Genomic DNA, 24,523 nt, shown 5'->3' on the forward strand with positions numbered 1-24,523 from the left:
ATCTTACCGCTTTGAGAGCAATCCGGCGAGTCGCAGTCAGGCTTTTCCTTGCTGTCGGCTTGCGCCGCGCAATGCCGGCAGCATGGCAGCGAGGGCCGCCAGTGCCACCGCGCCATGTGCCAGATATGCTACAGGATAGCCGAAGCGCGTCGTCAGATAGCCGGCAACCACATTGCTGGACGCGGCGCCGATACCTTGCACGGTCATGACGGCCGCCAGCGCGAGGTTGAAGTGGCCGCTGCCACGCGTCAGCCTTTCCACCAGGAATGGCGTCAGTATGCCCAGCAGGCCCACGCCGATGCCGTCCAGCAGTTGCACCGGGTAGATCATGGCAAAATCGGCAAAGCGCCAGGCCAGCAGGCCGCGCAATGGCAGACTCATCAGCGCCACGATGGTGGCCGTGGCGATGCGCCCGGGGCGCAGCAGCCAAGGTGCTGCCAGCGCTGCGGCCAGTGCGGACAACTGCGAGACCATGGTAATGACGGCCGTTGTTTCAAACGGGCGCTGCATCTGCACGGCAAACTGCTGGGCAATCAGGCGCGCCAGCGGCGCGTTGCCAAAGTGGAAAAGGGCCAGCGCCAGGGCCAGCCACAGCAGCGGGCGGTTGCCGGCCAGCTTACGCAGCGACGAGGGCACGGCGCCGGCAGGCTGGTTTGCGCTGCCCATGCCGCGCGCGGCGGCGTGATCGATGCTGCCCGCCTTGATCGACAGGGTAGCGGCCACTGTTGCAGCGGTGGTCAGCAGCATCAGGCCGGCCACGCCCGGCAAGCCCAGCCAGACGCTGGCAGCCCAGGTGCCGCCCATCAGCACCAGGTTGCCGGCATGATTCCACGATTCATTCCTGCCCAGCTGGCGGCCGAACTGGCCGGCGCCAACCAGTCCCAGCGTGATGGCAGCCACCGCAGGACCGATCAGCACGCCTGCCACCGCCGCCAGCGCCTGGGTAGCGAACACCATGGCGCGCCCGGGCCAGGCCAGGCACAGAAAGCTCATCAGTGTAATCAGGATAACCGGTGCGATCACCATCAGCCGCTTGTGGTGGCTGCGGTCGATCAGGGCACCGGCCGGCACCCCGGCCAACAGTCCCAGCACGCCGCCGATGGTGGCCAGCAGCCCCAGGTCGATTGCGGCCCAACCCTTGGTGCTCAGGTAGGCGTCCAGAAAGGGCCCCAGACCGTCGCGCGCATCGGCCAGGAAAAAATTGAGCAGCCCCAGGCCCAGCAGGCTGGCCGCGGCCGGGCGCTGCAGCGCAGGCGTCATGACTGCACCTGCAACAGCAGCAGCGCCGCCAGCAGGCCGGCCGGCATCACCAGCGCGCCCAGTTTCAGGAATTGCCAGGCGCCCACCTGCACGCCTTCGCGTCGCAGCATGGTCAGCCACAATATGGTGGCCAGCGAGCCGGTGACCGACAGATTGGGACCGATATCGATGCCGATCAAGGAGGCCGCGCGCAGCGGCATGGCGGCGTCGAGATGGTCGAGCGTGGCCGCGCCAAGCAGCCCGGTTGGCAAGTTGTTGAACAGGTTAGACGCCAGCGCCAAAATGGTGCCGGTCAGGCTGTTGGCAAACTGTGGCGCTGCGCCATGCAGCTGCTGCTGCCATTGTGCCAGCGCAGCGACCACGCCGTGCGCCTGCAGCGCTTCGATCAGCACGAACAGGCTGGCCACCATCAGCAGCACGTCCCATGACAGCGCGCGCAGCACGCCTGTCGGCGAGGTGCGTGCACGCACGCAGGTAGTCAGCAGTGCCAGTACGGCGGCGCCCAGCGTGACCGGGCCCAGTTCCAGGTGCAGCGCCGAGGCTACGCACAGCACCAGTGCGGTTGCCGCCAGCGCGGCCAGGGTCAGCCGTCCGGACGGCGTCAGCTGCACCATCTCGACCGTGCTGCGTATCGTTGGCTGTATCGCATCGCGCAGCAGCCAGCGCAGCGCCAGGTAGGTGGCCACGATGGCGCCCAGCGACGGCAGCAGGAACAGCGCCAGCCAGTCGGCCAGGCCGGGCATGTGCGCACCGAATACCACCAGGTTGGCAGGGTTCGATACCGGCAGCACAAAACTGGCGGCGTTGGCGACAAACGCGCACAGGAACAGATACGGCAGGGGCGGGGCGTCGACCGCACGCGCCACCGCGTACACGGCTGGCGTCAGCACCACTGCCGTGGCGTCGTTCGACAGCAGCACAGTGACCAGCGTGCCGGCCAGGTAGACCAGCAGGAACAGCTTGCTGCCCGAGCCGCCCGCCGCGCGCGCCGCGTGAGACGCCAGCCAGTCGAATACACCGTGCTGGCGGCCCAGCTCGGCCAATATCATCATGCCGGCCAGGAACAGATAGACATCATTGCCGCGCGCAATGCCGTGCCACACATCGCTGAGGGTCATCAGCTTGAACAGCAGCAGTGCGGCAACGGCCAGGCCGCCCCACACCGCTTCGGGCAGGCGCCAGGGACGCAGGGTAATGCCTGCCATGGTGATGACGGTAATGCTGCCCAAAATGATTTCAGTCGACATGTCTTGAAGATTTTCGTGGTGGAAGGAGAGGGCGTTGCGTTTGGTTGTTCGAGGCGGCCTGGCGCACGCTGGCCAGGTCGGCGCCGGCCGCGAACGCTTCCATGGCCAGGCCCGAGGGGGCTTGCGTGCCGATGCCGATGGCGGCAAACGGCTGGCCCGGCTGCAGCGTGCCGGCTACCAGGCCGGGCCGGAAATAGATCATGGCGCCGCTGTCGAGCAGCACGCCGTTCGCTTCGCCGCGCGGCCCGTGCAGGATCAGCTCGATCAGGCCGGCCGCCTCGCAGCGTTGCAGTGTCAGCGCCGCCGCGCCGGCTTGCCGTGGTGGCGGTGGCGGTCCTGGCGGCGCCTCCTCCACGCTCTTGCCGCTGTCTAGATTGATCAGCGCGCTGGCACGCATGGTGCCATCAGGCGCGCTCTGGCCGAGGATGCGCAGGCGCGCACCCACTGGCAGCAGCTGCGCCACCGATGGCCCCATCATGGGACCGAACATCACCAGCTTGCCATCGGCCAGGCGCAGGCCATTGAGTTCGCCGTAGGGCGTGGTGATATAGCGCTGCAGCACGCCTTCGCTGATGCCGGAAATGCCGCGCTGCGCTGCCGACACGGGTGGCCCTGGCGGCCCTGGTGGTGGTGCGGCGCGCACCGTGCCGGGTGCGGCCAGCACAGCCGCCAGCAGCGGTGCGGCAAATCTGGCTGTCAGCATGGCGCTCTCCCGGCTGCGGTTACGGACGGGCCGCTGCGGCGCCAGGCGGCGGTGGAGGAGGGGCATCCGGCGTGGCTGGCGGCATCATGCGGCCATCGGCAGGCGGCGGCGCCGTTGGTGGTGCCGGTGGTGCTGGCGGAGCTTCAGCGCCACCGCGCGCAGGTATCGGCGCTGGCGCTGGCACTGCTGCGCCGCGTCGTGGCGCCGGACGGCCTGCTGCGCCAGGTGGCGGTGGTACGGGCGCGCCTGCGCGTGGCGGCGGTGGCACTGCGCCGGGTGGCGGTGGCGGCGGCGGGGTATCCAAACCCGCCTGGCCAGCCGATGGCGGCGGTGGAGGTGGCGGTGCATCGGCGCGGCCAACTTGCGCCGCGATGGCGGCAGTGCTCAGGGACGATACGGCCAGTGCCAGCAGGATCGGTTTAAGCAAATTCATGATCAACTCCTTCAGTGTGGGTGTACCCATACCTATGCATATCGCGTGCCAGCTTTATTGCGGGCCAGACTGACCGAAAACAGACCTTTTTCGCTGGTTTTTGCAGGTAGCGCGCGACAGGTGTCCGCTTTGTTGGCACCTGCCTGTCACAACAGCGGACAGCTGTCATGAATCGAGCCCGTATTGCGCCAGCTTGCGGTACAACTGCTGGCGCGACAGCCCGAGCCGGCGCGCCGCTTCGCTGCGGTTGCCTTGCGCCGCGTCCAGCGCGCGTTCAAGCATGAACGATTCGAGCCGCGCCACGGCCTGTTCAAGCGGCCCGTCCCAGTCGATATCGACCGGACTGCCCGCCGCGCTGTTGGCGCCAGGCTGCGTGGGTGCGCCGCGTCCGTTCGCCAGACCCAGGTGTTCGGGTTCGATCAACTCGCCTTCGCTCAGTGCGATGGCGCGCTGCATGGTATTGCGCAGCTGGCGCACATTGCCCGGCCAGTCAAACTGCTGCAGCGCTTCGAGTGCAGTATTGCTGAGCCGCTTGCGCACGCCCCTGGCTTGCTGCTGATGCTGCTGCAGGAAGTGGCTGGCCAGCAGCGCCACGTCGCCCGTGCGTTCGCGCAGCGGCGGCAGCTTGATGGTAATGACCTGCAGCCGGTACCACAGGTCGGCGCGAAAGCGTCCTGCCTCCACCTCCGCTTCAAGGTCGCGGTGGGTGGCCGCCACCACGCGCAGGTCGACCGGCAGCGCATGGCGCGCACCGACCGGCATCACTTCGCGTTCCTGCAGCACGCGCAGGATCTTGGCCTGCGTGGGCAGCGCCATGTCGCCGATCTCGTCGAGAAACAGGGTGCCGCCATCGGCCTCGCGAAAGCGCCCGAGCCGGTCCGTGGCCGCGCCCGAAAACGCGCCTTTGACGTGGCCGAACAATTCGCTTTCCAGCAGCTCCGATGGAATCGCTGCGCAGTTGACGGCCACGAAAGGGCCGGCCGACCTGGCGCTGTTGCGATGCAGCGCCTGCGCCACCAGTTCCTTGCCAGTGCCCGTTTCGCCCTGCACCAGCACCGAATTGTCGCTGTCGGCCACCAGCCCGATGCGCTTGAAGATGGCGCGCATGGCTTCGCTGTTGCTGACCATCTGCTCATCTGCCTGTTCTGCAGTTGGTTCCGGGCTCGTGCTGGCAGCGCCTTGCGCCGGTTCGCTGGCGCGTAGCGCGCGCACCAGCGTTTGCGCCAGCACATCGCGCCCGAGCGGCTTGATCAGGTGGTCAAACGCGCCCAGGCGCATCGCCTCGATGGTATTGGAGCCGCTGGCGTAAGCGGTCAGCACGATGCAGGGCAGGCCGGGTGCGGTGCTGGCGGCCTGGCGCAGGAAGGCCAGGCCGTCGTCGCCGGGCAGGCGCAGGTCGACGATGGCCAGGTCGATGCCGCCGTCCGCCAGGCAGCGAACGCCCGCTTCGCAGCTGCCCGCCTGGCGCACGCTGTAGCCGAGGTCTTCCAGCGTTTCTGCCAGCGTGCTGCGAAAGGCGTTGTCGTCGTCGATAATCAGTATCAGGGCCATGGCAGCTCCATGTTGATGCGCGTGCCGATAGCGCAGGTTTCGTCCAGCAGCGCGCGTCCGCCATGCGCCTGCAGCACCTCGCGCACCACCGCCAGGCCCAGGCCGGTACCGCCTTCGCGCCCGGTGACCAGCGGATCAAACAGGGTGGCGCGAAGCGGCGCGGCCACCCCGCTGCCATTGTCGGCTACCCACAGTTGCAGCAGGTCGCCCTGGCGCGCCGCACCCAGCGTCACCTGGCCGCCGGCAGTGGTATGGGCCAGCGCATTGGACAGCAGGTTGTCGATCACGCGCGCCAGTTGCTCGGGGTCGAACAGCGCCACGTTGCGCGCTGCCGCGTCCAGGCCGGGCTCGATATCGAGCGCCAGCGTCACGCCCAGTTCGCTGGCTGCTTCGGCGTGGTCGAGCCGGCGCTTGTCGAGCCAGTCGCCCAGCTCGACCGGGGCGCGCTTCGGATGAAACGGCTGCGTCAGCGCCAGCAGGCTGGCCACCAGCGTTTCAAGCCGCTGCACCTGCAGTAGCGTGGTGCGCAGGGCCGCACTGCTGCGCACTGCGCGCAGCGCCTCCGGTGCCGCCAGCGCATTGTCGACCTTCATGCGGATGGTGCCGAGCGGATTGCGGATTTCATGGGCCAGGCCGGCTGCCAGGCTGCCCAGCGTGGCCATGCGTTCGTTGTTGGCCAGCAGCGCAGACAGGCGCTGCGCCTCGCGGCCCCAGCGCATCAGCAAAAAGGCAAACCAGGCGCCAGCCAGCACCAGCGATCCCAGCAGCAGGCTGACTGCCAGTGTCAGGTGGTTCAGTGCGCCATCGGCCATGCCGGCCACGCGCGTCAGGGTCCAGCCGGCCACGCTGTCGGACACCGGGCAGGTGCCATACACGACCGCTTCGCGCAGGCCAGGGCGCACTTCCTGCAGCGACTTGCCGGTTGTGAGCGTCTGCTGCGCCAGTGCGGCGATACGCTGCAATTCGGCCGCCGGCGCATCGTCCTTGGTGCCGCTGCCGTCGTAGGTGGGAAAGGCATAGGCGTAAGCGCCGCGTTGCGGCGTCCACAGTCCGCCTTCAAAGCCGATATCTTCGCGCAGCGCCATGTCGACGATGGCGCGCTCCATCGCCTAGCCTGCGCCATGCTGCAGGCCGGCGCGCTCGACGCCGGCGCGCATGATCTGGCAGATCACGGCAGCGCGTGCGCGCGCCGAAGCCGCCTGGGCGGTTGTGCCCTGCATGCCCAGTTGCAGCAGCAGCCAGACCAGCAGTGCCACCATGGCGGCGATGGCTGCCCATAGCCAGCCCAGATCGCGTTTCAACATGCCACTTAGCGCCATCTGCATCTTTCAATAATTGTTTTCGGTGAAACAATTATAGGCTGATGTGCTGGCGCTTCTGTATCCTGGCGCACCAAGCGCTGTGTTCTTCAGCAACGCTTCAGGTATGCATAAGCTGCTGCAAGGCCAGGGTATTGAACAGCGCCGCACCCGACGCGGTATTGTCGAAGATGCACCAGCTGCCTGCGGCGTTCTTCTGGTGCAGGCTGGCAGCGAGTTCTTCCAGAAACGCATCGGTATAGCTTGAATAGTAAATTTTCGGGCTGCCGTGCAGGCGGATATAGGCCAGTTCCGTGGTGGCTTCGTGCGCACCGGGCGGGCCGGCCGGCGGGTCGGCCCGTACGCGCGTGACATGGCGTTCGCGCAGCAGCGCCGTGGCGTCCTCGCCAAACCAGCTGGCGTGGCGCGCTTCGAGCGCCAGCATGACGCCGAACTGCTGGCGCAGGCGCGTCAGGAATTCTTGCGCCACGGCTGCGTCAAAGCGCAGGCTGGGCGGCAGCTGCACCAGCACGCAGCCAAGCTTGTCGCCCAGATGCCCCACCTCGCCGGCAAAGCGCGCCAGCTCGGCGTCACACTGCGTCAGGCGCAGTTCGTGCGTGATCTGGCGCGGCAGCTTGACGCTGAAGCGGAAATCGTCCGGCACGCTGTCGGCCCAGCGTGCATAGGTGGCCGGCTGGTGCGGGCGGTAGAACGAGGTATTGATTTCCACACTGTTGAGCACGCTGCCGTAGCGCTGCAAATGGCTGCCTTCGGGCGGAAACGGGGCAGCGGCAGCGCTGGAAATGCTCCAGCCGGCCGTGCCGAGATAAAGAGGATGGGTGCGCTTGTTCATGCGCTTATTACAGCAAAGCATGGCAGGCGCGACTGTCGGACGACGCCTTGTGGTGCTGTCAGCGCGGCACTAGTCGATTACGCTGCCATCGAGCGCATGGCGAGTGATGGTGCCGGCCGTATCGATGGCAATCCAGCCGCCGCGCGCCTGTTCTGGCGCTTCCACATCGCATTCCCAGTCGGGCAGCACATAGCGCAAAGTATCGTCGACTCTATGCAGGGCGGGGCGGTGCGTGTGGCCATGGATCATCACGGTGCTGGCGTGCTCGGCAAACACCTGCGCCACCGCTTCAGGTGTCACATCCATGATCTCCATGGCTTTTTCGCCGTTCTGTGCGCGGCTGTTCTGGCGCAAGCCGGCAATGATCGCCTTGCGCTGCGCCAGCGGCATGGCCAGGAACTGCTGCTGCCAGGCGCTCTGGCGCACCATGGCGCGAAACTCCATGTACTTGAGATCGTTGGTGCATTCGGCGTCGCCGTGCAGCAGCACTACGCGCTGGCCGGCAATGGTCGCCAGATGCGGCTCGCTCAGCAGGGTGGCGCCGGCGGCAGCGGCAAAGCTTGATCCGACCAGGAAATCGCGGTTGCCGGCAATCCAGTACACGTGTACGCCAGCATCGCTGACGGCGCGGATGGCGGCGGTCATGCGGGCATTGAACGGGTCGGCCAGGTCGTCGTCGCCGGCCCAGTATTCGAACAGGTCGCCCAGCAGATACAGCGCCTGCGCCGATCGCGCGTGCTGCTCCAGGAACGACAGAAACGCCGCGCTGGTGCGCGGGTGCGAGCTCTGCAGATGCAGGTCGGAAATGAATAGTGCGGCAGGCATTGTCATGCTGTAACGCTCCGAGGTAAAGAAACTGCGTGGGAACGCGTCAGGATAACAATGCCGTGCATGGTTGATTCAGCTTACGCTGCTTCGACTTTCTCGATGATCACGTCGGTAGCTGGCACATCGGCAAACATGCCCGAACGCGTGGTTTTCACGGCGCGGATGGCGTCGACCACTTCCTTGCCGTCAACCACTTTACCGAACACGGCGTAGCCCCAACCGTCCTGGCCTGGGTAGTCCAGGAAGCTGTTGTTCTTGACGTTGATAAAGAACTGCGCCGACGCCGAGTGCGGGTCGGAAGTGCGGGCCATGGCCAGCGTGTACGGATCGTTTTTCAGGCCGTTCTTGGCTTCGTTTTCTACGGTGGTGTTGGCAGCCTTTTGTTTCATGCCTGGCTCGAAACCGCCGCCCTGGATCATGAAACCGTCGATCACGCGGTGGAAAATGGTGTTGTTGTAGTGGCCGGCGTTCATGTAGTCGAGGAAGTTGGCAACCGTTTTCGGTGCTTTCTCGGCGTCCAGTTCGGCGGTGATGACACCGTGGTTGGTGGTAATGATAACTTTGGTCATGATAATCCTTTGTTAATGATGAAAGGTCAGATTGATGCTTCATTGGGAAGCAAAAACGCTATTTTACAGTTTTGCCGGCGCAGACTTCAGCAGGGTTGCCGATTCGATGACTACCGGCGTGACAGGCACGTTCTGGTGCGGGCCCTTGTCGGCCACGGCGACAGCCTTGATCTTGTCGACCACATCCATGCCCGAAACCACTTTGCCGAACACGGTATAGCCGAAGCCGTCGCGGCCCGGATAGTCGAGTGCGCCGTTATTGCCGACGTTGATGAAAAACTGCGAGGTGGCCGAGTGCGGATCGCCCGTGCGCGCCATGGCGATGCTGTAGGTCACATTCTGCAGGCCGTTCTGCGCCTCGTTCTTGATCGGCGCCTTGGTGGCTTTTTGCTTCATGTTCTTGTCGAAGCCGCCACCCTGTATCATGAAGCCGTCGATCACGCGGTGGAAAATAGTGCCTTTGTAGTAACCGCTTTTTACGTACTGCAAGAAGTTGGCGACGCTGGCCGGCGCTTTTTCCTGGTTCAGTTCCAGTACGATTTCGCCCATATTGGTTTTCAGGCTGACGTGCGGCGTCGGGTCGACGGCGGCCGGCGCGGCCACCACCGCGCTGCCCAGCGTCAGGCCGGCAAAGACGGTAAACAGGCGGCCCAGAAAAGAAGGGCGGCGAAGTTGGGTTTGTTGCATGTTGGTGTCCTTGATGTTATTTTTTTCTGCAGTTCAATCGGCTTGTTGCTCAGTGGAAATCAATGTGGATGAGCATGAGTTCGCAAAAACCTCATCCATATCGGGCCAGTCCGGTTTTTATCAATGATATACTTGAACGCTAACGCGACATTTTAGCAAACAAGAACAACAATATAGCGGCTGGCCAGTATGGCGCACACGGCAGTTCAGTGGCGCGGCACCTTCGGTGTCTGCGCCTGTCTGTCGTTTTGCCCGGCTGGCGGCTGTTTTACCACTAAAGTACGATGAGCAATCTGAAGATTTACAATACCCTGGCACGTGAAAAGCAGGTTTTCGTTCCGATGGAAGCGGGCAAGGTACGCATGTACGTATGCGGCATGACCATCTACGATTACTGCCATATCGGCCATGCGCGCATGATGATGGCGTTCGACGTGGTCTACCGCTGGCTCAAGGCTTCCGGCTTTGAGGTCACCTATGTGCGCAATATTACCGATATCGACGACAAAATCATCCGCCGCGCCGTGGAAAACGGCGAGACCATCTCGCAGCTGACAAGCCGCTTCACGCGCTATATGGAAGAAGACACGGCGGCGCTGGGCATTTTGCCGCCCGACCACCAGCCGCGCGCGACCGACTACGTGCCGCAGATGCTGAACCTGATCGAGCGCCTGGAGCAAAACGAGCTGGCCTACCAGGGCGATGACGGCGACGTCAATTATGCGGTGCGCAATTTCCCCAGCTACGGCAAGCTGTCGGGCAAGTCGCTTGACGACCTGCGCGCCGGCGAACGCGTCGACGTCAATACCGGCAAGCGTGACCCGCTCGACTTCGTGCTGTGGAAGTCGTCCAAGGAGTCCGAGCCGGAAGAGGTCAAATGGGACTCGAAATGGGGCCGCGGCCGCCCGGGCTGGCATATCGAGTGCTCGGCCATGTCGTGCGCCCTGCTGGGCGAGCAGTTCGATATCCATGGCGGCGGCGCCGATCTGCAGTTCCCGCACCATGAAAACGAGATCGCCCAGTCCGAAGGCGCGTTTGGCCATACCAGCGTCAACTACTGGATCCATAACGGCTTTGTGCGCCTGGACAATGAAAAAATGTCCAAGTCGCTGGGCAACTTCTTCACGATCCGCGAAGTGCTGCAAAAGTTCGACGCCGAAGTGATCCGTTTCTTTATCCTGCGCGCGCACTACCGCAGCCCGCTCAATTATTCCGATGTGCATCTGGACGATGCGCGCCTGGCGTTGACGCGCCTCTATACGGCTTTGTCGGATGTGGTGGTGGAAGAGGGTGGCATCGACTGGAGCGAAGCGCACGCCGCGCGCGTGGCCGAAGCGATGGATGACGATTTCAATACCCCGCTGGCCGTGGCCGCCCTGTTCGACCTGGCCACGGAAGTCAATAAAACCCGGTCGCCGGCACTGGCGCGCCAACTCAAGGGCCTGGCCAATATGCTGGGCCTGCTTGAGCGTACGCCGCAGCAGTTCCTGCAGGCGACCGTGGGCGACTGCGCTGGCGCCGACGATGAAACGGCCGGCATCGAGCAGGCGATTGCCGCGCGCGCAGCCGCCAAGAAGGCGCGCGACTTCGCGCAGGCCGACCGCATCCGCGCCGACCTGCTCGCTGCCGGCATCATCCTCGAAGACAAGCCTGACGGCTCGACCAACTGGCGCCGCGCATGATGTCAAACACCAGGGAACAAGGGGAAGCACCAGCGGCAGCGCCGGTGGTGCAGGTGCCTGCTTACTGGGAAGAGGCGAAGATCGAGCTGATGAAGCGCGACCGCATCATGAAAAAGCTGATTCCCCAGTTTGGCGACCTGCACCTGGTCGGCCACAGTGATCCGTTTACCACCCTGGCCCGTTCCCTGGTGGGGCAGCAGATCACGCCCAAGGCGGCCGACGCTGCCTGGAAAAAGCTGCTGCTGGCCTGCCCGAAATGCACGCCGGCGCAGGTGATCAAGGCTGGCGCCGAGCAACTGGCGGCGTGCGGCCTGTCCAAGCGCAAAACCGAATATATCCTCGACCTGGCCGACCATTTCAAGGCCAAGCGCGTCCATGCCAGCCAGTGGGGCGAGATGGATGATGAGGCGGTGATTGCCGAGCTCGTGCAAATTCGCGGCATCGGCCGCTGGACAGCCGAGATGTTTCTGATATTTAATCTGTTGCGTCCGAATGTGCTGCCGCTCGACGACCCTGGCCTGATCCAGGGCATCAGCGTCAATTACTTTTCGGGCGAACCTGTTTCACGCAGCGATGCGCGCGAAGTATCGGCCAATTGGGAGCCGTGGCGCACCGTGGCGACCTGGTATTTGTGGCGCAGTCTTGATCCTGCAGCAGCCGATGCAGCCCCCGGCGCTTCTGCCGGTACGGTAAAATAAACATGATGACGCCGCACGCCCTGGCGCTGCGGCCGGTAAAACCTGGAGGTACAATGACTAAAACGACTTTCCTCAATTTTGAGCAGCCGATCGCGGAACTCGATTCCAAGATCGAAGAGTTGCGCTTCGTGCAAGACGATTCGGCCGTCGACATCTCCGAAGAGATCGACCGCCTGGCCAAGAAGAGCCAGCAACTGACCAAAGATATCTACGCCAAGCTGACCCCCTGGCAAGTGGCGCAGATCGCGCGCCACCCGCAGCGCCCTTACACCATGGACTACGTGAATGAAATCTTTACCGATTTCCACGAACTCCATGGCGACCGCACCTATGCCGACGACCTGTCGGTGGTGGGCGGCCTGGCCCGTTTCAACGGCCAGCCGTGCATGGTAATCGGTCACCAGAAGGGCCGCGACACCAAAGAGCGCGCCATGCGCAACTTCGGCATGCCCAAGCCCGAAGGCTACCGCAAGGCCATGCGCCTGATGAAGGTTGCCGAGAAATTCAACCTGCCGATCTTTACCTTTGTCGATACGCCTGGCGCGTTTCCCGGCATCGATGCCGAAGAGCGCGGCCAGTCCGAAGCCATCGGCCACAATCTGTACGTGATGGCCGAACTGAAAGTGCCTTTGATCGCCACCATTATCGGTGAAGGCGGCTCGGGCGGCGCACTGGCCATTGCCGTCGGCGACGCCGTGCTGATGCTGCAATACTCGACCTATTCGGTGATCTCGCCGGAAGGCTGCGCCTCGATCCTGTGGAAGACCGCCGAACGCGCCGCCGACGCGGCCGAAGCACTGGGCCTGACCGCGCACCGCCTGAAAGCCATGGGCCTGATCGACAAAATCATCAACGAGCCGCTGGGCGGCGCCCACCGCGATCCGAAACAGATGGCTACCCTGCTCAAGCGCGCACTGGCCGACACTCTGCGCCAGTTCCAGGGCATCAAAACCAAGGACCTGCTGGCCGCCCGCCATGAGAAGCTGCTCGGCTACGGCAAGTTCAAGGAAACCACGCCGAGCGAGTAATCGCACCAGGGCGAACGTAGGTCGACGTAGGTCGGATTAGGCCGCAGGCCGTAATCCGACAACACCTGTAGCGCCAACGATGTTGTCGGATGACGCCGCTCCGCGGCCTGCGCGGCCCGGCTAATCCGACCTACCGACCTACCTTCTTGAGATCACAGTTTTCCTGTTGCTCAACAAAAACCAGGGACAGCCAGGTACCACCTCGCTGTCCCTCTTTGCATTCAGAAATCCCATGAAAAAGCCCCAAACCGCCACCGTCGCCGATATCTTTGCCCGCGCCCTGGTCGCCTGTGCGCCGCAGCCTGGCAGCACGCTTGCCATTGCCCTCAGTGGTGGCCTCGATTCCTCGGCGCTGCTGCACCTGGCCCACGCCTGGGCGCAGGAACACGGCATGGCGCTGGTCGCGCTGCATGTGCATCACGGTCTGAGCCCGAACGCCGACGCCTGGCTGGCGCACTGCGAACAGGCGTGCGCGGCGCTGGGCGTGCCGTTCGAGGCGCGCCGCGTGACGCTTGAAACCAATCCGAAAACCGGCACCGAAGAAGCCGCGCGCAAGCGCCGCTATGCTGCGCTGGGCGCCATGTGCGCCGAACGTGGCGCCAGGCTGCTGTTGACCGCGCATCATCAGGACGACCAGGCCGAAACCGTCCTGTTGCAGCTGCTGCGCGGCTCGGGCACGGCCGGTTTGTCGGGCATGGACGGCGCCAACAGCGCGCCCGAGCTGCTGGGCAATGCCGAACTGGTGATGGCGCGCCCGCTGCTGCCAGTGTCGCGCCAGCAGCTGGAGGCCTATGTGGCCAGCCATGCGATTGCCCATATCCACGACGAATCGAACGACGATGCGCGCTTTGCCAGGAATGCCTTGCGCCACAAAGTGATGCCGGTACTGGCGCAGGCCTTTCCCGGTTTCCAGGAGCGCTTTGCCCGCAGCGCCCAGCATGCGCAGTCGGCCCAGCGCCTGCTGACCGAACTGGCGCAGCAGGACCTGGCTGACAGCCTCGACGGTGACTGCCTCGATCTGGCCAAATTGCGGGCACTGAGCCTGGACCGCAACTACAACCTGCTGCGCCACTGGTTCCATGTGCGCGGCCTGCGCATGCCGTCGACCGCCTGGCTGGTGGAAATGGTGGCGCAGCTGCTCGAAGCGCGCGCCGATGCGCAGTTGCTGGTCACGCATCCCGAATGCCATGTGCGACGCTACCGCGACCGCCTGCACCTGACCCCCAAGCTCGGTGACCTGGCCGGCATGCGCGACAAGAGCGATATCGATATTCCCGGCCTGGAAAAACCGGGCCAGACGTTCCGCTGGCAGGGTGAAGCCAGCCTGGCATTCCCGGCCTACGGCGGCGTGCTGCATTTCGATGCGGTGGAGGAGGGCGGTGCAGGGATCGATGCCGAGTGGCTGCAGTCGCAAACCCTGACCATCGATTTTCGCCAGGGTGGCGAGCGCCTGAAACTGGCGCACAACCGTCCTACGCGCAGCCTGAAAGCGCATTACCAGGCCTTTGATGTGCCGGCCTGGGAACGCGAGCGTCTGCCGCTTGTGTGTGCGGCGCAACAATTGCTGTTTGCGGCCGGCATCGGCCACGATTGCCATTGCCTCGGTTTGCCGGAGCGCCCACGGGTCAGCCTGCGCTGGACTGCATGAAACGGTTATTTTCATATGCGGATACGGTATGAGCTCATGCGCTTTATCGCTTGTTATTTTGCATTGCGACATGTAAAGTAAAGTCCCCTTTTTATTCTTCTTGAGCGGAAACTTCACTCTTATGGCTTTAATCGTCCACAAATATGGCGGTACGTCGATGGGCTCGACTGACCGTATCAAGAATGTCGCCAAGCGCGTTGCCAAGTGGCACGACGCCGGGCATCAAATCGTGGTGGTGCCATCTGCCATGTCGGGCGAAACCAACCGCTTGATTGGACTGGCCAGGGAAATCATGGATCAACCCGATCCGCGTGAACTTGACATGATCGCCTCGACAGGCGAACAAGTGTCCGTCGGCCTATTGTCGATGGCACTGCTGGCGATCGGCAAACAAGCCGTATCCTATGCTGGCTGGCAAGTCGCGATCAAAACCGATTCCGCCTTTACCAAGGCCCGCATCCAGTCGATCGATGACGAAAAAGTCAAACGCGACCTCGATGCCGGCAAAATCGTGATTATTACCGGCTTCCAGGGCGTCGACGAAAACGACAACATCGCCACCCTGGGCCGCGGCGGCTCCGACACTTCGGCGGTCGCCATTGCTGCTGCCATGAAGGCAGCAGAATGCCTGATCTTTACCGACGTGGACGGCGTCTACACGACCGATCCGCGCGTGGTTTCCGAGGCACGCCGCCTCAAGACCATCACCTTTGAAGAAATGCTGGAATTGGCATCGCTGGGCTCCAAAGTGCTGCAGACCCGTTCGGTTGAATTTGCCGGCAACTACCGCGTGCCCACGCGCGTACTGTCGTCGCTGACCGACCCGCTGCTGCCGCTGGAGATCGAAGCCAATTCGGGCACCCTGATTTCGTTTGAGGAAGACACCAATATGGAACAAGCAGTTATCTCCGGCATCGCCTTCAACCGCGACGAAGCCAAAATCACCGTGCTCGGCGTGCCCGACCGTCCAGGCGTGGCCTACCACATCCTGGGACCGGTGGCCGACGCCAATATCGAGGTCGACATGATCATACAGAATCAGTCGGTAGACGGTAAAACGGATTTCACCTTCACCGTCTCGCGCGGCGAATACAAGCGCGCCATGGCCGTGCTCGAAGCACACCGCGAAGAACTGGGCGCAGCCAGCATTACCGGCGACGACAAGGTCTCGAAGCTGTCGGTCGTCGGCGTGGGCATGCGCAGCCATGTCGGCATCGCTTCGCAAATGTTCCGCACCCTGTCGGAAGAGGGCATCAATATCCGCATGATCTCGACCTCGGAAATCAAGATTTCGGTGCTGATCGACGAGAAATACATGGAACTGGCCGTGCGCGCCCTGCACAAGGCCTTCGGCCTGGAAAACGCATAAATTTTGCGAAAAACCGCCAAGTTGGCTTGACCAAAGCGGTCATGGTCTATACTATGGCGGTCGTCTGCTCTGCAGCTTTCAGGCAGGAAGACATAGTTGAGTAATCAGCTAGGAGACGTGGCCGAGTGGCCGAAGGCACATCCCTGCTAAGGATGCATACGGCTTATACCTGTATCGTGGGTTCGAATCCCACCGTCTCCGCCAGAACAAACAAAAAAGCCTCCCCTGCGGGAGGCTTTTTTGTTTGTGACGGACGGAGCCGGTGGGATTCGAAGACGGAGCGCCCTGAAGGGCGCGCAGGCTCTTCGAATCGCCCATCTGCCGCGCGCGAGCGCGGCGCCGTTGGCCGCGCAGCGGCCAACGCCGTAACCCATATTTGCGGCTAGCACGTCATATGCCCCCGCCTGTACCCCTTCCCCAACTGACGCCCCCCCCCCCACAGCAAAGCCTGGCGCTCTGCCTCGTACGGCACGCCCTTGACTCAGTCGCTACCGTGCTGCCAGCCGCCGCCCAGTGCCTGGTACAGGGCCACCGTATCGGTATAGCGGCTGGCCTGCGCCTGAATCAGCGCCAGATGCGCCTGCTGCCAGGCCTGGCTGGCCAGCAGCACGGGCGGGTAGCCTGTCAGGCCCAGTTGCCATTGACGCTCGGCGATGCGCCTGCTTTTGCTGGCGGCCTGCTCGGCTGCGGCGGCGGCGCGCAGTGCGCGGGCGTCGGCGTCGATGGCGTGCAGCGTATCGGCCACATCCTGGAAGGCGGTCAGCACGGTGCTGCGGTACTGCGCTGCGGCCTGGTCGTAATTTGCCTCGGCGGCGCGCTGCTGGTGCAGCAGGGCGCCGCCATGGAACAGCGGCTGCGCCAGGTCAGCGCCGATGCTCCAGAAGCCGGTGCCGGCCTTGAACAGAGTGCCGGCGCTCAGCGCGGTGCCGCCCAGGGTGCCGGTCAGCGCAAAGCCGGGCAGGCGCGCCGCAGTGGCCACGCCGATCTGCGCCGATGCCTCGTGCAGCTGCGCTTCGGCGGCGCGGATGTCGGGGCGCTGTTCGACCAGCTGCGCCGGCAGGCTCAAGGGCAGTTCGGTCGCCAGCGCCAGGTCGCCGAAGTCGAAGCGCGGCGGCATGGCTTCGCCCGGCGTGTGGCCGGCCAGCGTGGCCAGCAGGTTCTGCTGCTGGGCCAGCTGTTTCTGCAAGGGCGGCAAGGTTGTTTCCACTTGCGCCAGCGCCGCTTCCTGTACCGCAACGTCGGCCGCGCCAATCTGGCCGGCCTGCTGTTGCCGGCGCACCGCGCCCAGCTGCTGCTGCGCCATCGTCACTTGCTGCTCTACCGCCTCGATCTGGGCACGCAGCGCGGCCTCGCCGATGGCGGCGTTGACCACGCTGGTGGTCAGGGTCAGGCGCGCCGCTTCGCGCTGGTAGCGCGCAAGGTCGGTCTGGGCGTCGGCCGCTTCGATCTGCCGGCGCGCACCGCCAAAAACGTCCGCCGTGTAGCCGATGTTCAATTGCGCGGTATGCAGTGTGTACAGGTTTTTGCCCGAAGTGAGCGGACTGGACAGCGTGCCGGCCACGCGCTGGCGGCCAGGCTGCAGCTGCAGGTCGACGCTGGGCAACACGTCGCCACGCTGCGCGGCTGCCGTTTCGCTGGCGGCGCGCAGAGCCGCTTCGGCCGCCTGCAGATCAGGACTCGCCTGCAAGGCAGTGGCGACCAGCTGGTTCAGTTCGGCCGAACCGAAAACCGTCCACCACTGGGCGCTGACGGCCTGGCCTGCGATGTAGTGCTGCGCCTGGCCACCGGCGACCGGCGCCGAGACGGTGCTTGCCGGCAGCGGTTCGGCCGTGTAGCGGCTGACCGTGGGCGCTGCCGGGCGCACGAAGTCGGGGCCGGCAGCGCAACCTGTCACCAGCACTGCGGCCAGCAGGCGCACCGCGAGCGACAGCGCTGTTGCGGCCGGGGCCGAGCTGAAAGCGATCCCGTGCGCGGCCACTCCGGACGCGGCGCGGACGATGGCGCCCCTGCAGTTGAGCGTGATTGTTGTCATCATGCGTGTTCTCCTTCTGGTGCATCGGCAACAGCGGCCCGGCGCGCTGCACGTTCTTCGATCAGGTAATACATGGCCGGCAGCAGCACCAGCGTCAGGATGGTGGCCGTGATCAGGCCGCCCACTACCACGGTGGCCAGTGGCCGCTGGACATCGCTGCCCAGGCCATGCGCCAGCGCTGCCGGCACCAGGCCCAGCGCAGCCACGGTGGCGGTGGTCAGTACCGGTCGCACGCGCTCGCGCGCACCGGTAATGACGGCGGTGCGCAAGTCGCCCGGCACCAGCTTGCGCCAGCGGTTCAGGTTGGCCAGCATGACCACCGCGTTCAGTACCGACACGCCGAAGAGCGCGATAAAGCCCACTGCCGACGACACGTTCAGGGTCATGCCGCGCAGCTGCAGCGCCACCAGGCCGCCGAGCAGCGACAGCGGCACCGCCAGCAGGATCAGCCCAGGCTGGCGCAGATTGCCAAATTCCGAGAACAGCATCACGAACATCAGTGCCAGTACTGCCGGCACGATCACCGCCAGGCGCGCCTGTGCGCGCTGCTGGTTCTCGAACTGGCCGCCCCAGGTGATCTGGTAGCGCGCGTGGTCGTACGCGATTTCACGCGCAATGCGGCCCTGGGCATCGGCCAGGAACGACGACAGGTCGCGTCCGCGCAGATTGGTGCGCACTGTCAGATGGCGCCGGTTCATCTCGCGCGTGATCGTCGTTTCGCCTTCGGCCAGGCGGATATGGGCCACCTGCGCCAGCGCCACGTGGGCACCGTTGGCCGCGTTCAGCACCAGGTCGCCGATCGCCTGCGGATCGTTGCGGGTCGGACCGCTGAAGCGAGCCGCCACGTCGTAGCTGCGGTCGTCCACATACACCTGCGTGACCGCGCTGCCGCCGATGCCGGTCTGGATCAGCGACATCACGTCTGCCACGTTGATGCCGAGGCGGGCGGCGGCCGCGCGGTCGACGTCGATGCGTACCTGCGGCAGCGGCGGCTCCTGGTCGATAATGACGTCGGCTGCGCTAGGTACCGTGCGCAGCAGGTGTTCGACCTGGCTGGCCAGCTTGCGGGTGGCGTGGAAATCGTCGCCATACACCTTGACCACCAGGTCGCTGTGCGCGCCGGCCAGCTTGTCGAGCACGCCGTCGATCATCGGCTGCGAAAAGCCGACATCGGTGCGCGGCAGCTGCTTGTAGCGCGCCGACAGCTTGTCGATCAGGTCCTGCTTGCTCATGCCGGACGGCCACTGGTCGTAGGGCAGCAACGTCACTGCGCATTCGATATGCGATGGGGTGAATGGATCGGTGCCCTCGTCATTGCGGCCCAGCTGCGTCACCACATGCGCCACCTGCGGCTCCTGCAGCGTGGCCGCGCGCAGTGCGTCGGCCATTTGCGTGGCCTTGGTCAGCGAAATGCCCGGTGGCAGCGTGACCTGCAGCCAGATCGACCCCTCGTCGAGCGACGGCAGGAAGTCGCGCCCGATGCTGCTGCCCACCAGCACCACGGCAGCGAGCGTGGCGCCGGCAATGGCCAGCACCAGCTTCGATTTGCCGACCAGCCGCTGCAGCAGCGCTTCGTAGCGCGGCATCAGCCAGCCCAGCACCGGATTGTGGAAAATCTTGCGCGGCTTGCGAAACGCCCAGTAGGCCAGGCCGGGAATCAGCATGATGGTCATCAATAGCGCACCGAGCAGGGCAAAGCCGACCGCAAAGGCCATCGGCGAGAACAGCTTGTACTCGATGCGCTGGAAGGCGAACAGCGGCAGGTAGGCGACCATGATGACCAGCATGCCGAAGCAGGTGGGGCGCATGACCTGCAGCGTGGCCTGCATGGAGTCGCCGCCGGACAGCAGGCCTTCGGGCTGCTCTTCGCGCCGGCGCAGGATCGCTTCGAGCACGAAGATGGCGCCGTCAACGATGATGCCAAAATCGATGGCGCCCAGCGACAGCAGGTTGGCCGGAATCTTGAAGTGGTGCATCAGGATAAAAGCCACCATCAGCGACACCGGAATGGCCGACGCCGCAATCAGCGCCGCGCGCGGGCTGCCCAGGAACAGCACCATTACCAGCGTGACCAGCACCACGCCTTCGAGCAGTGTCTTGCCGACCGTGTGCACGGTGGCGTCGACCAGCGTGCTGCGGTCCATATAGGGCACGACCTTGACGTCCTTGGGCAGCAGGTGGCCATTGAGCTCGTCGACGGCCGCGTGCACGTTGGCGATCACGCGCGACGGGTTTTCGTTCTTGAGCAGCAGCACGATGCCCGAAACGGTATCGGACACCTTGTCCTTGCCCAGCACGCCGTGGCGCTCCTGGTTGCCCAGCGTGACATTGCCCAAGTCCTTGACCAGCACCGGCACGCCGTTTTTCTGTGTGACGACGACATTGCCCAGGTCGTCCAGGCTGTGGATCAGGCCCACGCCGCGCACCACCAGGCCCTGCTGGCCACGCGTCAGGATGCTGCCGCCGGCATTGGCGTTGTTGGCCGCAATGGCCTGCGTGATCTGCGCCAGCGACAGGTTGTACTTGGACAGCTTGGCCGGATCGAATTCAAGCAGGAACTGCGTGGTCAGGCCGCCGAAGTTGCCGACATCGACCACGCCGCTGGCCTGCTTGAGGCGTGGGATCACCACCCAGCGCTGCAATTCGGACAGGGCGCGCAGGTCGCGGCTTTTCGACTCCAGCGTATAGCGATAGATTTCCCCGATCGGCGAGGTGAGCGCGTCGAGCGACGGCTGGGCGCCATACGGCAGCGTGACGCCGGCTATGCGTTCCTGCAGGCGCTGGCGCGACCAGTAGTCTTCGGCGCCGTCCTCGAACACCACGGTAATGAGCGACAGGCCGAAGGTCGACTTCGAGCGCATCACGTGCATGCCCGGCGTGCCCATGATTTCGCGTTCGAGCGGAATGGTGATCTGCTGTTCGACTTCTTCGGCGGCCAGGCCGTTGACCTGGGTGACCACTTGCGAGGTGACGTCGGCAATATCGGGATAGGCTTCGAGCGGCAGCTGGGTCCAGCAGTAGCCGCCATACAGCGCCACGAGCAGGAAAATCAGCGTGACGATGCCGCGCCGGTTGAAGCACAGGGTAACCAGACGATCAATCATTGAGCAGCACTCCATCCTTGGTGACGATACGCTCGCCGGCTTTCAGGCCGGACAGCACTTCGACCTGTTCGCCGATCTGCGCGCCCAGTTTCAATTCGCGCGCTTCGAATTGCCATGGCTTGACTTCGACAAACGCGCGGCTGGCAAAGCCGCTCTGGATCACGGCGGCCATCGGCACGAGCAGGCCGTCGTGCGGACGCGCCAGCAGCGTGGCTTCGGCAAACATGCCGGGCTTGAGGCGGCCGTCGCGGTTCTCGAACGGCATGCGGACCTTGACGGTGCGGGTATCGGCATCGAGCATCTCGCCGATGTAGCGCACCTGGCCGTTCACCGGCTGTGGCCAGGCGTCGAGCTGTATGCTGGCCTGCTGACCCACGTAGAGCTGCGGCAGGTTTTTCTCTTGCGCATTGGCGCTGATGAACACGTGCGACAGGTCCGCTACCGTCATCAGTGGCGCGGTGGCGTCGTTCCAGTAGGCGCCGGCGGCGGCCGACAGATCGACCACGCGGCCGGCAATGGGCGAGCGCACGGTAATGCGCCCGCCGGCAGCGCCGCCTGCCTGCGCGCCCAGTTGCGCCAGGCGCGCGCCGGCGCGCGATGCCTCGGCGCTGGCGCTGTCGAAATCGCTCTGGGCCTGTTCGACATCGCGCCCGGCGGCAATGTCCGACTGCGCCAGCTCGCGCTGGCGCGCCAGGTTGCGCCGTGCCAGCGCCAGCGCCGCTTGCGCCTTGGCGTTGTCGGCGCCGGCCTGCGCCATGTCCGGCGCGTCGACACTGAACAGCACATCGCCCGCCTTGACTTCATCGCCCAGTTGCTTGCTGATGCTGACGATGCGCCCGGCCAGCGGCGAAGTGAGCTTGACCAGGCGCGCCGGATCGGCTTCCACCAGCGCCGGCAGCGTGAAGGGCGCGGCGATCTGCTGCGTGTCGATGGCCGAGATGGTCAGCGCCCGCCTCAGCGGAGACTGTTCCGGTATGCGCAGCCGTTCACCTTCATGCACCAGGGCCGGCACGTCGGCGGCAGGCGCCTGGCCGGCGTGCGCGCCGTACAGGCTCCAGCCGCTCAGGCCAAGGGTGGCCAGGCCCAGCGTGGTGAGCAGGATCGGTTTGGTAATGGTGGTTTTTTTCATCATGTTTCTCCGGAACGGCGGCATGGCGCAGCCAGCGTCACCCGTCGGGGACGCTATAACTATGGAAAGGCTGGAAGTGACGCCATGGTAAAGAAACATGCTGCACTGCATCCTGAATTGTTCTTCAGAAAAGGCTTGCGGCGCCGCTGCTATACTCGGGCAGTCAGGAAAAGGGCGATCATGCACATTTTGTTGGTAGAAGACGATCACAAGGCGGCGCGCCTGCTGGCCCGCGGGCTCGAAGAGGAGGGCTACGCGGTCACGGTGGCGCACCGGGCGCAGGAGGTGGAGCCTGATGCGCTGGCGCGCGCCGACCTGGCCATCCTCGACTGGATGTTGCCGGGCAAGGATGGCGTGACGCTATGCGGCGAATGGCGCCGCCGCGGCCAGCACCTGCCGGTGCTGATGCTGACGGCGCGCGATGCGCTGGCCGACCGCATCGCCGGGCTCAATACCGGCGCCGACGACTATCTGACCAAGCCGTTTGAATTCGACGAGCTGCTGGCGCGCGTGCGCGCTTTGCTGCGGCGCGCAGCGCGACCGGCGCCGGTGCGCGTGCAGGTGGCTGACCTCAGCATCGATGCGCAGACGCATGCGGTTCGCCGCGGCGGCGTCAGCCTCGACCTGACGCCCAAGGAATATGCGATCCTCGACTTCCTGGTGCAGCATGCCGGCGAGGTAGTGAGCCGCTTGCAGTTGGCCGAACAGGTATGGCACGCTGATCTGATCGCCATCGACAACCTGATCGACGTGCACATGAAAAACCTGCGTCGCAAGGTCGATGCAGCCGGCTCTGCGCCGCTGATCGAGACCGTGCGCGGACGCGGTTTTCGCCTGGCGGCGCCCGGAGCGGCCGATGCTTAGCCTGCGCCGCCGGCTGGTACTGATCCATCTGCTGGCCACGGTGGCCACGGTGGGAGTGACAGCCGCAGCGGGCTGGTGGCAATTGTCGCGCTCGGTACGCGGCCAGCTCGATTCGGCCCTGCTGGCGCTGGCCGACACCGAAGTGGGCATGCTGAGCGACGCCGGCGGCGCCGTCGTGAAGGTGCATGAATCGCCCGCTGGCAGCGCGCCGCTGTCGCTGACGCGGCTCGACCGGCTGGTGCAGATCATCGACGGCAATGGCCGGGTGCTGGCGCGCAGCGCCAATCTGGGCGCCGACAAGCTGCCGGTACCGGCGCGATTGCAGGCGCAGCTGGCGGCCGGCGAGACGATTTTTGATACCTTGCCCGACGTGCGCGAGGAGCCGCTGCGCATGGTGTCGGTGCCGGTGGTGGTCGATGGCCATCGCTACGCGGTGCAGGTGGCCGGCTCGCTCGACGACGCGGACCAGATACTGCAGTCGGCGGCCATCCTGTTTGCAGTGATGGCGACGGCCTTGCTGGCGCTGGTGGGCTGGGCCGGTGCGCGCCTGTCGCGCCAGACCTTCGTGGCGATGGAAAACATCGTTGACCAGGCCCGCAAGATCGGCGACAGCAGCCTGGACCGGCGCCTGCCGCATCCGGGCCACGACGACGAGATCGGCCATCTGGTCGATACGCTCAACGCCATGCTCGGGCGCATCGAGCAGGCTTTTGAAGCGCAGCGCCGCTTTACTGCCGACGCTTCGCACGAGCTGCGCTCGCCGCTGTCGCGGCTACGCACGGAAATCGAGATCACGCTTCGACGGCCGCGCTCGAATGAAGAATATGTTGGCGTCTTGCGCTCATGCCTGGCCGAAGTAGGGGGCTTGACGATGCTCGTTGAAGAGCTGCTGATGCTGGCCCGGCTCGACGCGGGGCAGCAGCTGGCCCAGGTCGAACTGGCCTCGCTGGCCTCGCTGGCCAGTGACGCCGTCACTCGCCTGCGCGGCCCTGCTGCCGAGCGTCGTATTGCCATTGTGCTGGAAGACCATCTGGCGCAGGCGGTGCAGGTGGACCGCGCGCCGGTCAGCCTGGTGTTGCGCAACCTGCTCGAGAACGCCATGAAGTTTTCGCCGGCCGACGGGCATGTCACGGTGCGCCTGGAGCATAGCGAATCGGGTGTGATGCTGTCGGTGCAGGACCAGGGGCCGGGCATTGCCGAACAGGACCTGCCTTTCCTGTTCGAGCGCTTTTTTCGCGGCAGCAGCGCGCGCGCCGGCGAGGTTGATGGGGTTGGCCTGGGACTGGCGCTGTCGCAATCGATCATGCAGGCTTGCGGGGGGCGGATTGATGCTGTCAATGCGGCGACGGGTGGGGCGCGGTTTTTGATGTGGGTGCCGGTCGCAAAGATCTGATATGGGTACGGCGTTGGCCGCTGCGCGGCCAACGGGGCCGCGCTTAGCGCGGCAGATGGGCGATTCGAAGAGCCTGCGCGCCCGCTAGGGCGCTTGTCTTCGAATCCCATCGGCTCCGTCCTCCACAAACAAAAAAGCCTCCCGCAG

General features: G+C 64.8%; 21 protein-coding genes and 1 tRNA gene. 8 read left to right on the forward strand and 14 right to left on the reverse strand.

Translation table 11 applies throughout. The annotated features are described in order from the left end of the window. Window positions 1-36 precede the first annotated feature (36 nt). From GCM43_RS03020 to GCM43_RS03065, 11 genes are all read right to left on the reverse strand, one after another. A complete protein-coding gene (locus GCM43_RS03020) occupies window positions 37-1,260 on the reverse strand; it encodes an MFS transporter (RefSeq protein WP_152242054.1) in 1,224 nt (407 codons plus the stop codon). Continuing rightward, the gene (locus GCM43_RS03025) at window positions 1,257-2,507 is read right to left on the reverse strand and encodes an arsenic transporter (protein ID WP_152242055.1); all 1,251 of its coding nucleotides are present in this window, start codon (window positions 2,505-2,507) and stop codon (window positions 1,257-1,259) included. Before GCM43_RS03025 ends, GCM43_RS03020 begins: the two co-directional genes overlap by 4 nt. Continuing rightward, window positions 2,497-3,210 carry a hypothetical protein gene (locus tag GCM43_RS03030; RefSeq protein ID WP_152242056.1) on the reverse strand — a complete coding sequence of 238 codons (714 nt, stop codon included), beginning with the start codon at window positions 3,208-3,210 and terminating at the stop codon, window positions 2,497-2,499. Before GCM43_RS03030 ends, GCM43_RS03025 begins: the two co-directional genes overlap by 11 nt. A gap of 19 nt (window positions 3,211-3,229) precedes the next feature. Further along, on the reverse strand, window positions 3,230-3,643 hold the full coding sequence (locus tag GCM43_RS03035) for a hypothetical protein (RefSeq protein WP_152242057.1): 414 nt from the start codon (window positions 3,641-3,643) through the stop codon (window positions 3,230-3,232). A 165-nt stretch (window positions 3,644-3,808) separates the two neighbouring features. Further along, window positions 3,809-5,194, reverse strand: coding sequence for a sigma-54-dependent transcriptional regulator (locus tag GCM43_RS03040; protein WP_152242058.1), 1,386 nt, complete (start codon window positions 5,192-5,194; stop codon window positions 3,809-3,811). Further along, window positions 5,185-6,300 carry an ATP-binding protein gene (locus GCM43_RS03045; protein ID WP_226929291.1) on the reverse strand — a complete coding sequence of 372 codons (1,116 nt, stop codon included), beginning with the start codon at window positions 6,298-6,300 and terminating at the stop codon, window positions 5,185-5,187. The genes GCM43_RS03040 and GCM43_RS03045 overlap by 10 nt, the downstream gene beginning before the upstream one ends. A gap of 3 nt (window positions 6,301-6,303) precedes the next feature. Further along, window positions 6,304-6,498 (reverse strand): hypothetical protein, encoded by a 195-nt coding sequence (locus GCM43_RS26035; RefSeq protein WP_226929292.1) that lies wholly within the window; start codon window positions 6,496-6,498, stop codon window positions 6,304-6,306. Between the two features lie 115 nt (window positions 6,499-6,613). Further along, entirely contained in the window at window positions 6,614-7,345 is a 732-nt protein-coding gene (locus GCM43_RS03050) for a DUF72 domain-containing protein (protein WP_193315518.1), read from the reverse strand. 69 nt (window positions 7,346-7,414) lie between these two features. Continuing rightward, window positions 7,415-8,170: a UDP-2,3-diacylglucosamine diphosphatase gene (locus tag GCM43_RS03055; RefSeq protein ID WP_152242501.1), complete on the reverse strand. Its 756-nt coding sequence runs from the start codon at window positions 8,168-8,170 to the stop codon at window positions 7,415-7,417. An 80-nt stretch (window positions 8,171-8,250) separates the two neighbouring features. Next, window positions 8,251-8,742 (reverse strand): peptidylprolyl isomerase, encoded by a 492-nt coding sequence (locus GCM43_RS03060; protein ID WP_152242060.1) that lies wholly within the window; start codon window positions 8,740-8,742, stop codon window positions 8,251-8,253. 63 nt (window positions 8,743-8,805) lie between these two features. After that, a complete protein-coding gene (locus GCM43_RS03065) occupies window positions 8,806-9,429 on the reverse strand; it encodes a peptidylprolyl isomerase (RefSeq protein ID WP_152242061.1) in 624 nt (207 codons plus the stop codon). Between the two features lie 284 nt (window positions 9,430-9,713). Here GCM43_RS03065 and cysS point away from each other — a divergent pair, with 284 nt between their 5' ends. The 6 genes from cysS to GCM43_RS03095 all read left to right on the forward strand — a co-directional run bounded on the left by cysS (window position 9,714) and on the right by GCM43_RS03095 (window position 16,058). Beyond that, window positions 9,714-11,111 carry a cysteine--tRNA ligase gene (gene cysS, locus GCM43_RS03070; protein ID WP_152242062.1) on the forward strand — a complete coding sequence of 466 codons (1,398 nt, stop codon included), beginning with the start codon at window positions 9,714-9,716 and terminating at the stop codon, window positions 11,109-11,111. Then, window positions 11,108-11,809, forward strand: coding sequence for a DNA-3-methyladenine glycosylase family protein (locus tag GCM43_RS03075; protein WP_413770922.1), 702 nt, complete (start codon window positions 11,108-11,110; stop codon window positions 11,807-11,809). The genes cysS and GCM43_RS03075 overlap by 4 nt, the downstream gene beginning before the upstream one ends. A gap of 53 nt (window positions 11,810-11,862) precedes the next feature. After that, the gene (locus tag GCM43_RS03080; protein WP_152242063.1) at window positions 11,863-12,837 is read left to right on the forward strand and encodes an acetyl-CoA carboxylase carboxyltransferase subunit alpha; all 975 of its coding nucleotides are present in this window, start codon (window positions 11,863-11,865) and stop codon (window positions 12,835-12,837) included. A 232-nt stretch (window positions 12,838-13,069) separates the two neighbouring features. After that, complete coding sequence (gene tilS / locus GCM43_RS03085) at window positions 13,070-14,485, forward strand: tRNA lysidine(34) synthetase TilS (RefSeq protein WP_152242064.1); 1,416 nt, start codon at window positions 13,070-13,072, stop codon at window positions 14,483-14,485. A 121-nt stretch (window positions 14,486-14,606) separates the two neighbouring features. Further along, the gene (locus GCM43_RS03090; RefSeq protein WP_152242065.1) at window positions 14,607-15,854 is read left to right on the forward strand and encodes an aspartate kinase; all 1,248 of its coding nucleotides are present in this window, start codon (window positions 14,607-14,609) and stop codon (window positions 15,852-15,854) included. A gap of 111 nt (window positions 15,855-15,965) precedes the next feature. Further along, a tRNA-Ser gene (locus tag GCM43_RS03095) sits at window positions 15,966-16,058 on the forward strand. 277 nt (window positions 16,059-16,335) lie between these two features. Here the strand turns inward: GCM43_RS03095 and GCM43_RS03100 are convergent. From GCM43_RS03100 to GCM43_RS03110, 3 genes are read right to left on the reverse strand one after another with little or no spacing between them, the layout of a single operon-like run. Further along, window positions 16,336-17,886 carry an efflux transporter outer membrane subunit gene (locus GCM43_RS03100; RefSeq protein WP_152242503.1) on the reverse strand — a complete coding sequence of 517 codons (1,551 nt, stop codon included), beginning with the start codon at window positions 17,884-17,886 and terminating at the stop codon, window positions 16,336-16,338. Then, window positions 17,886-20,990, reverse strand: a complete 3,105-nt coding sequence (locus GCM43_RS03105; RefSeq protein ID WP_152242066.1) for an efflux RND transporter permease subunit — start codon at window positions 20,988-20,990, stop codon at window positions 17,886-17,888. The genes GCM43_RS03100 and GCM43_RS03105 overlap by 1 nt, the downstream gene beginning before the upstream one ends. Further along, on the reverse strand, window positions 20,983-22,122 hold the full coding sequence (locus GCM43_RS03110; RefSeq protein WP_319636932.1) for an efflux RND transporter periplasmic adaptor subunit: 1,140 nt from the start codon (window positions 22,120-22,122) through the stop codon (window positions 20,983-20,985). The genes GCM43_RS03105 and GCM43_RS03110 overlap by 8 nt, the downstream gene beginning before the upstream one ends. 177 nt (window positions 22,123-22,299) lie before the next feature. On the opposite strand from GCM43_RS03110, the gene GCM43_RS03115 reads away from it, so the two are divergent. Both GCM43_RS03115 and GCM43_RS03120 read left to right on the forward strand, forming a co-directional pair. Then, the gene (locus tag GCM43_RS03115; protein WP_152242067.1) at window positions 22,300-22,983 is read left to right on the forward strand and encodes a response regulator transcription factor; all 684 of its coding nucleotides are present in this window, start codon (window positions 22,300-22,302) and stop codon (window positions 22,981-22,983) included. After that, entirely contained in the window at window positions 22,976-24,376 is a 1,401-nt protein-coding gene (locus GCM43_RS03120) for a sensor histidine kinase (RefSeq protein WP_152242068.1), read from the forward strand. The genes GCM43_RS03115 and GCM43_RS03120 overlap by 8 nt, the downstream gene beginning before the upstream one ends. Window positions 24,377-24,523 lie beyond the last annotated feature (147 nt).

Source organism: Janthinobacterium aquaticum, assembly GCF_009208565.1.
Lineage (GTDB): Bacteria > Pseudomonadota > Gammaproteobacteria > Burkholderiales > Burkholderiaceae_D > Janthinobacterium.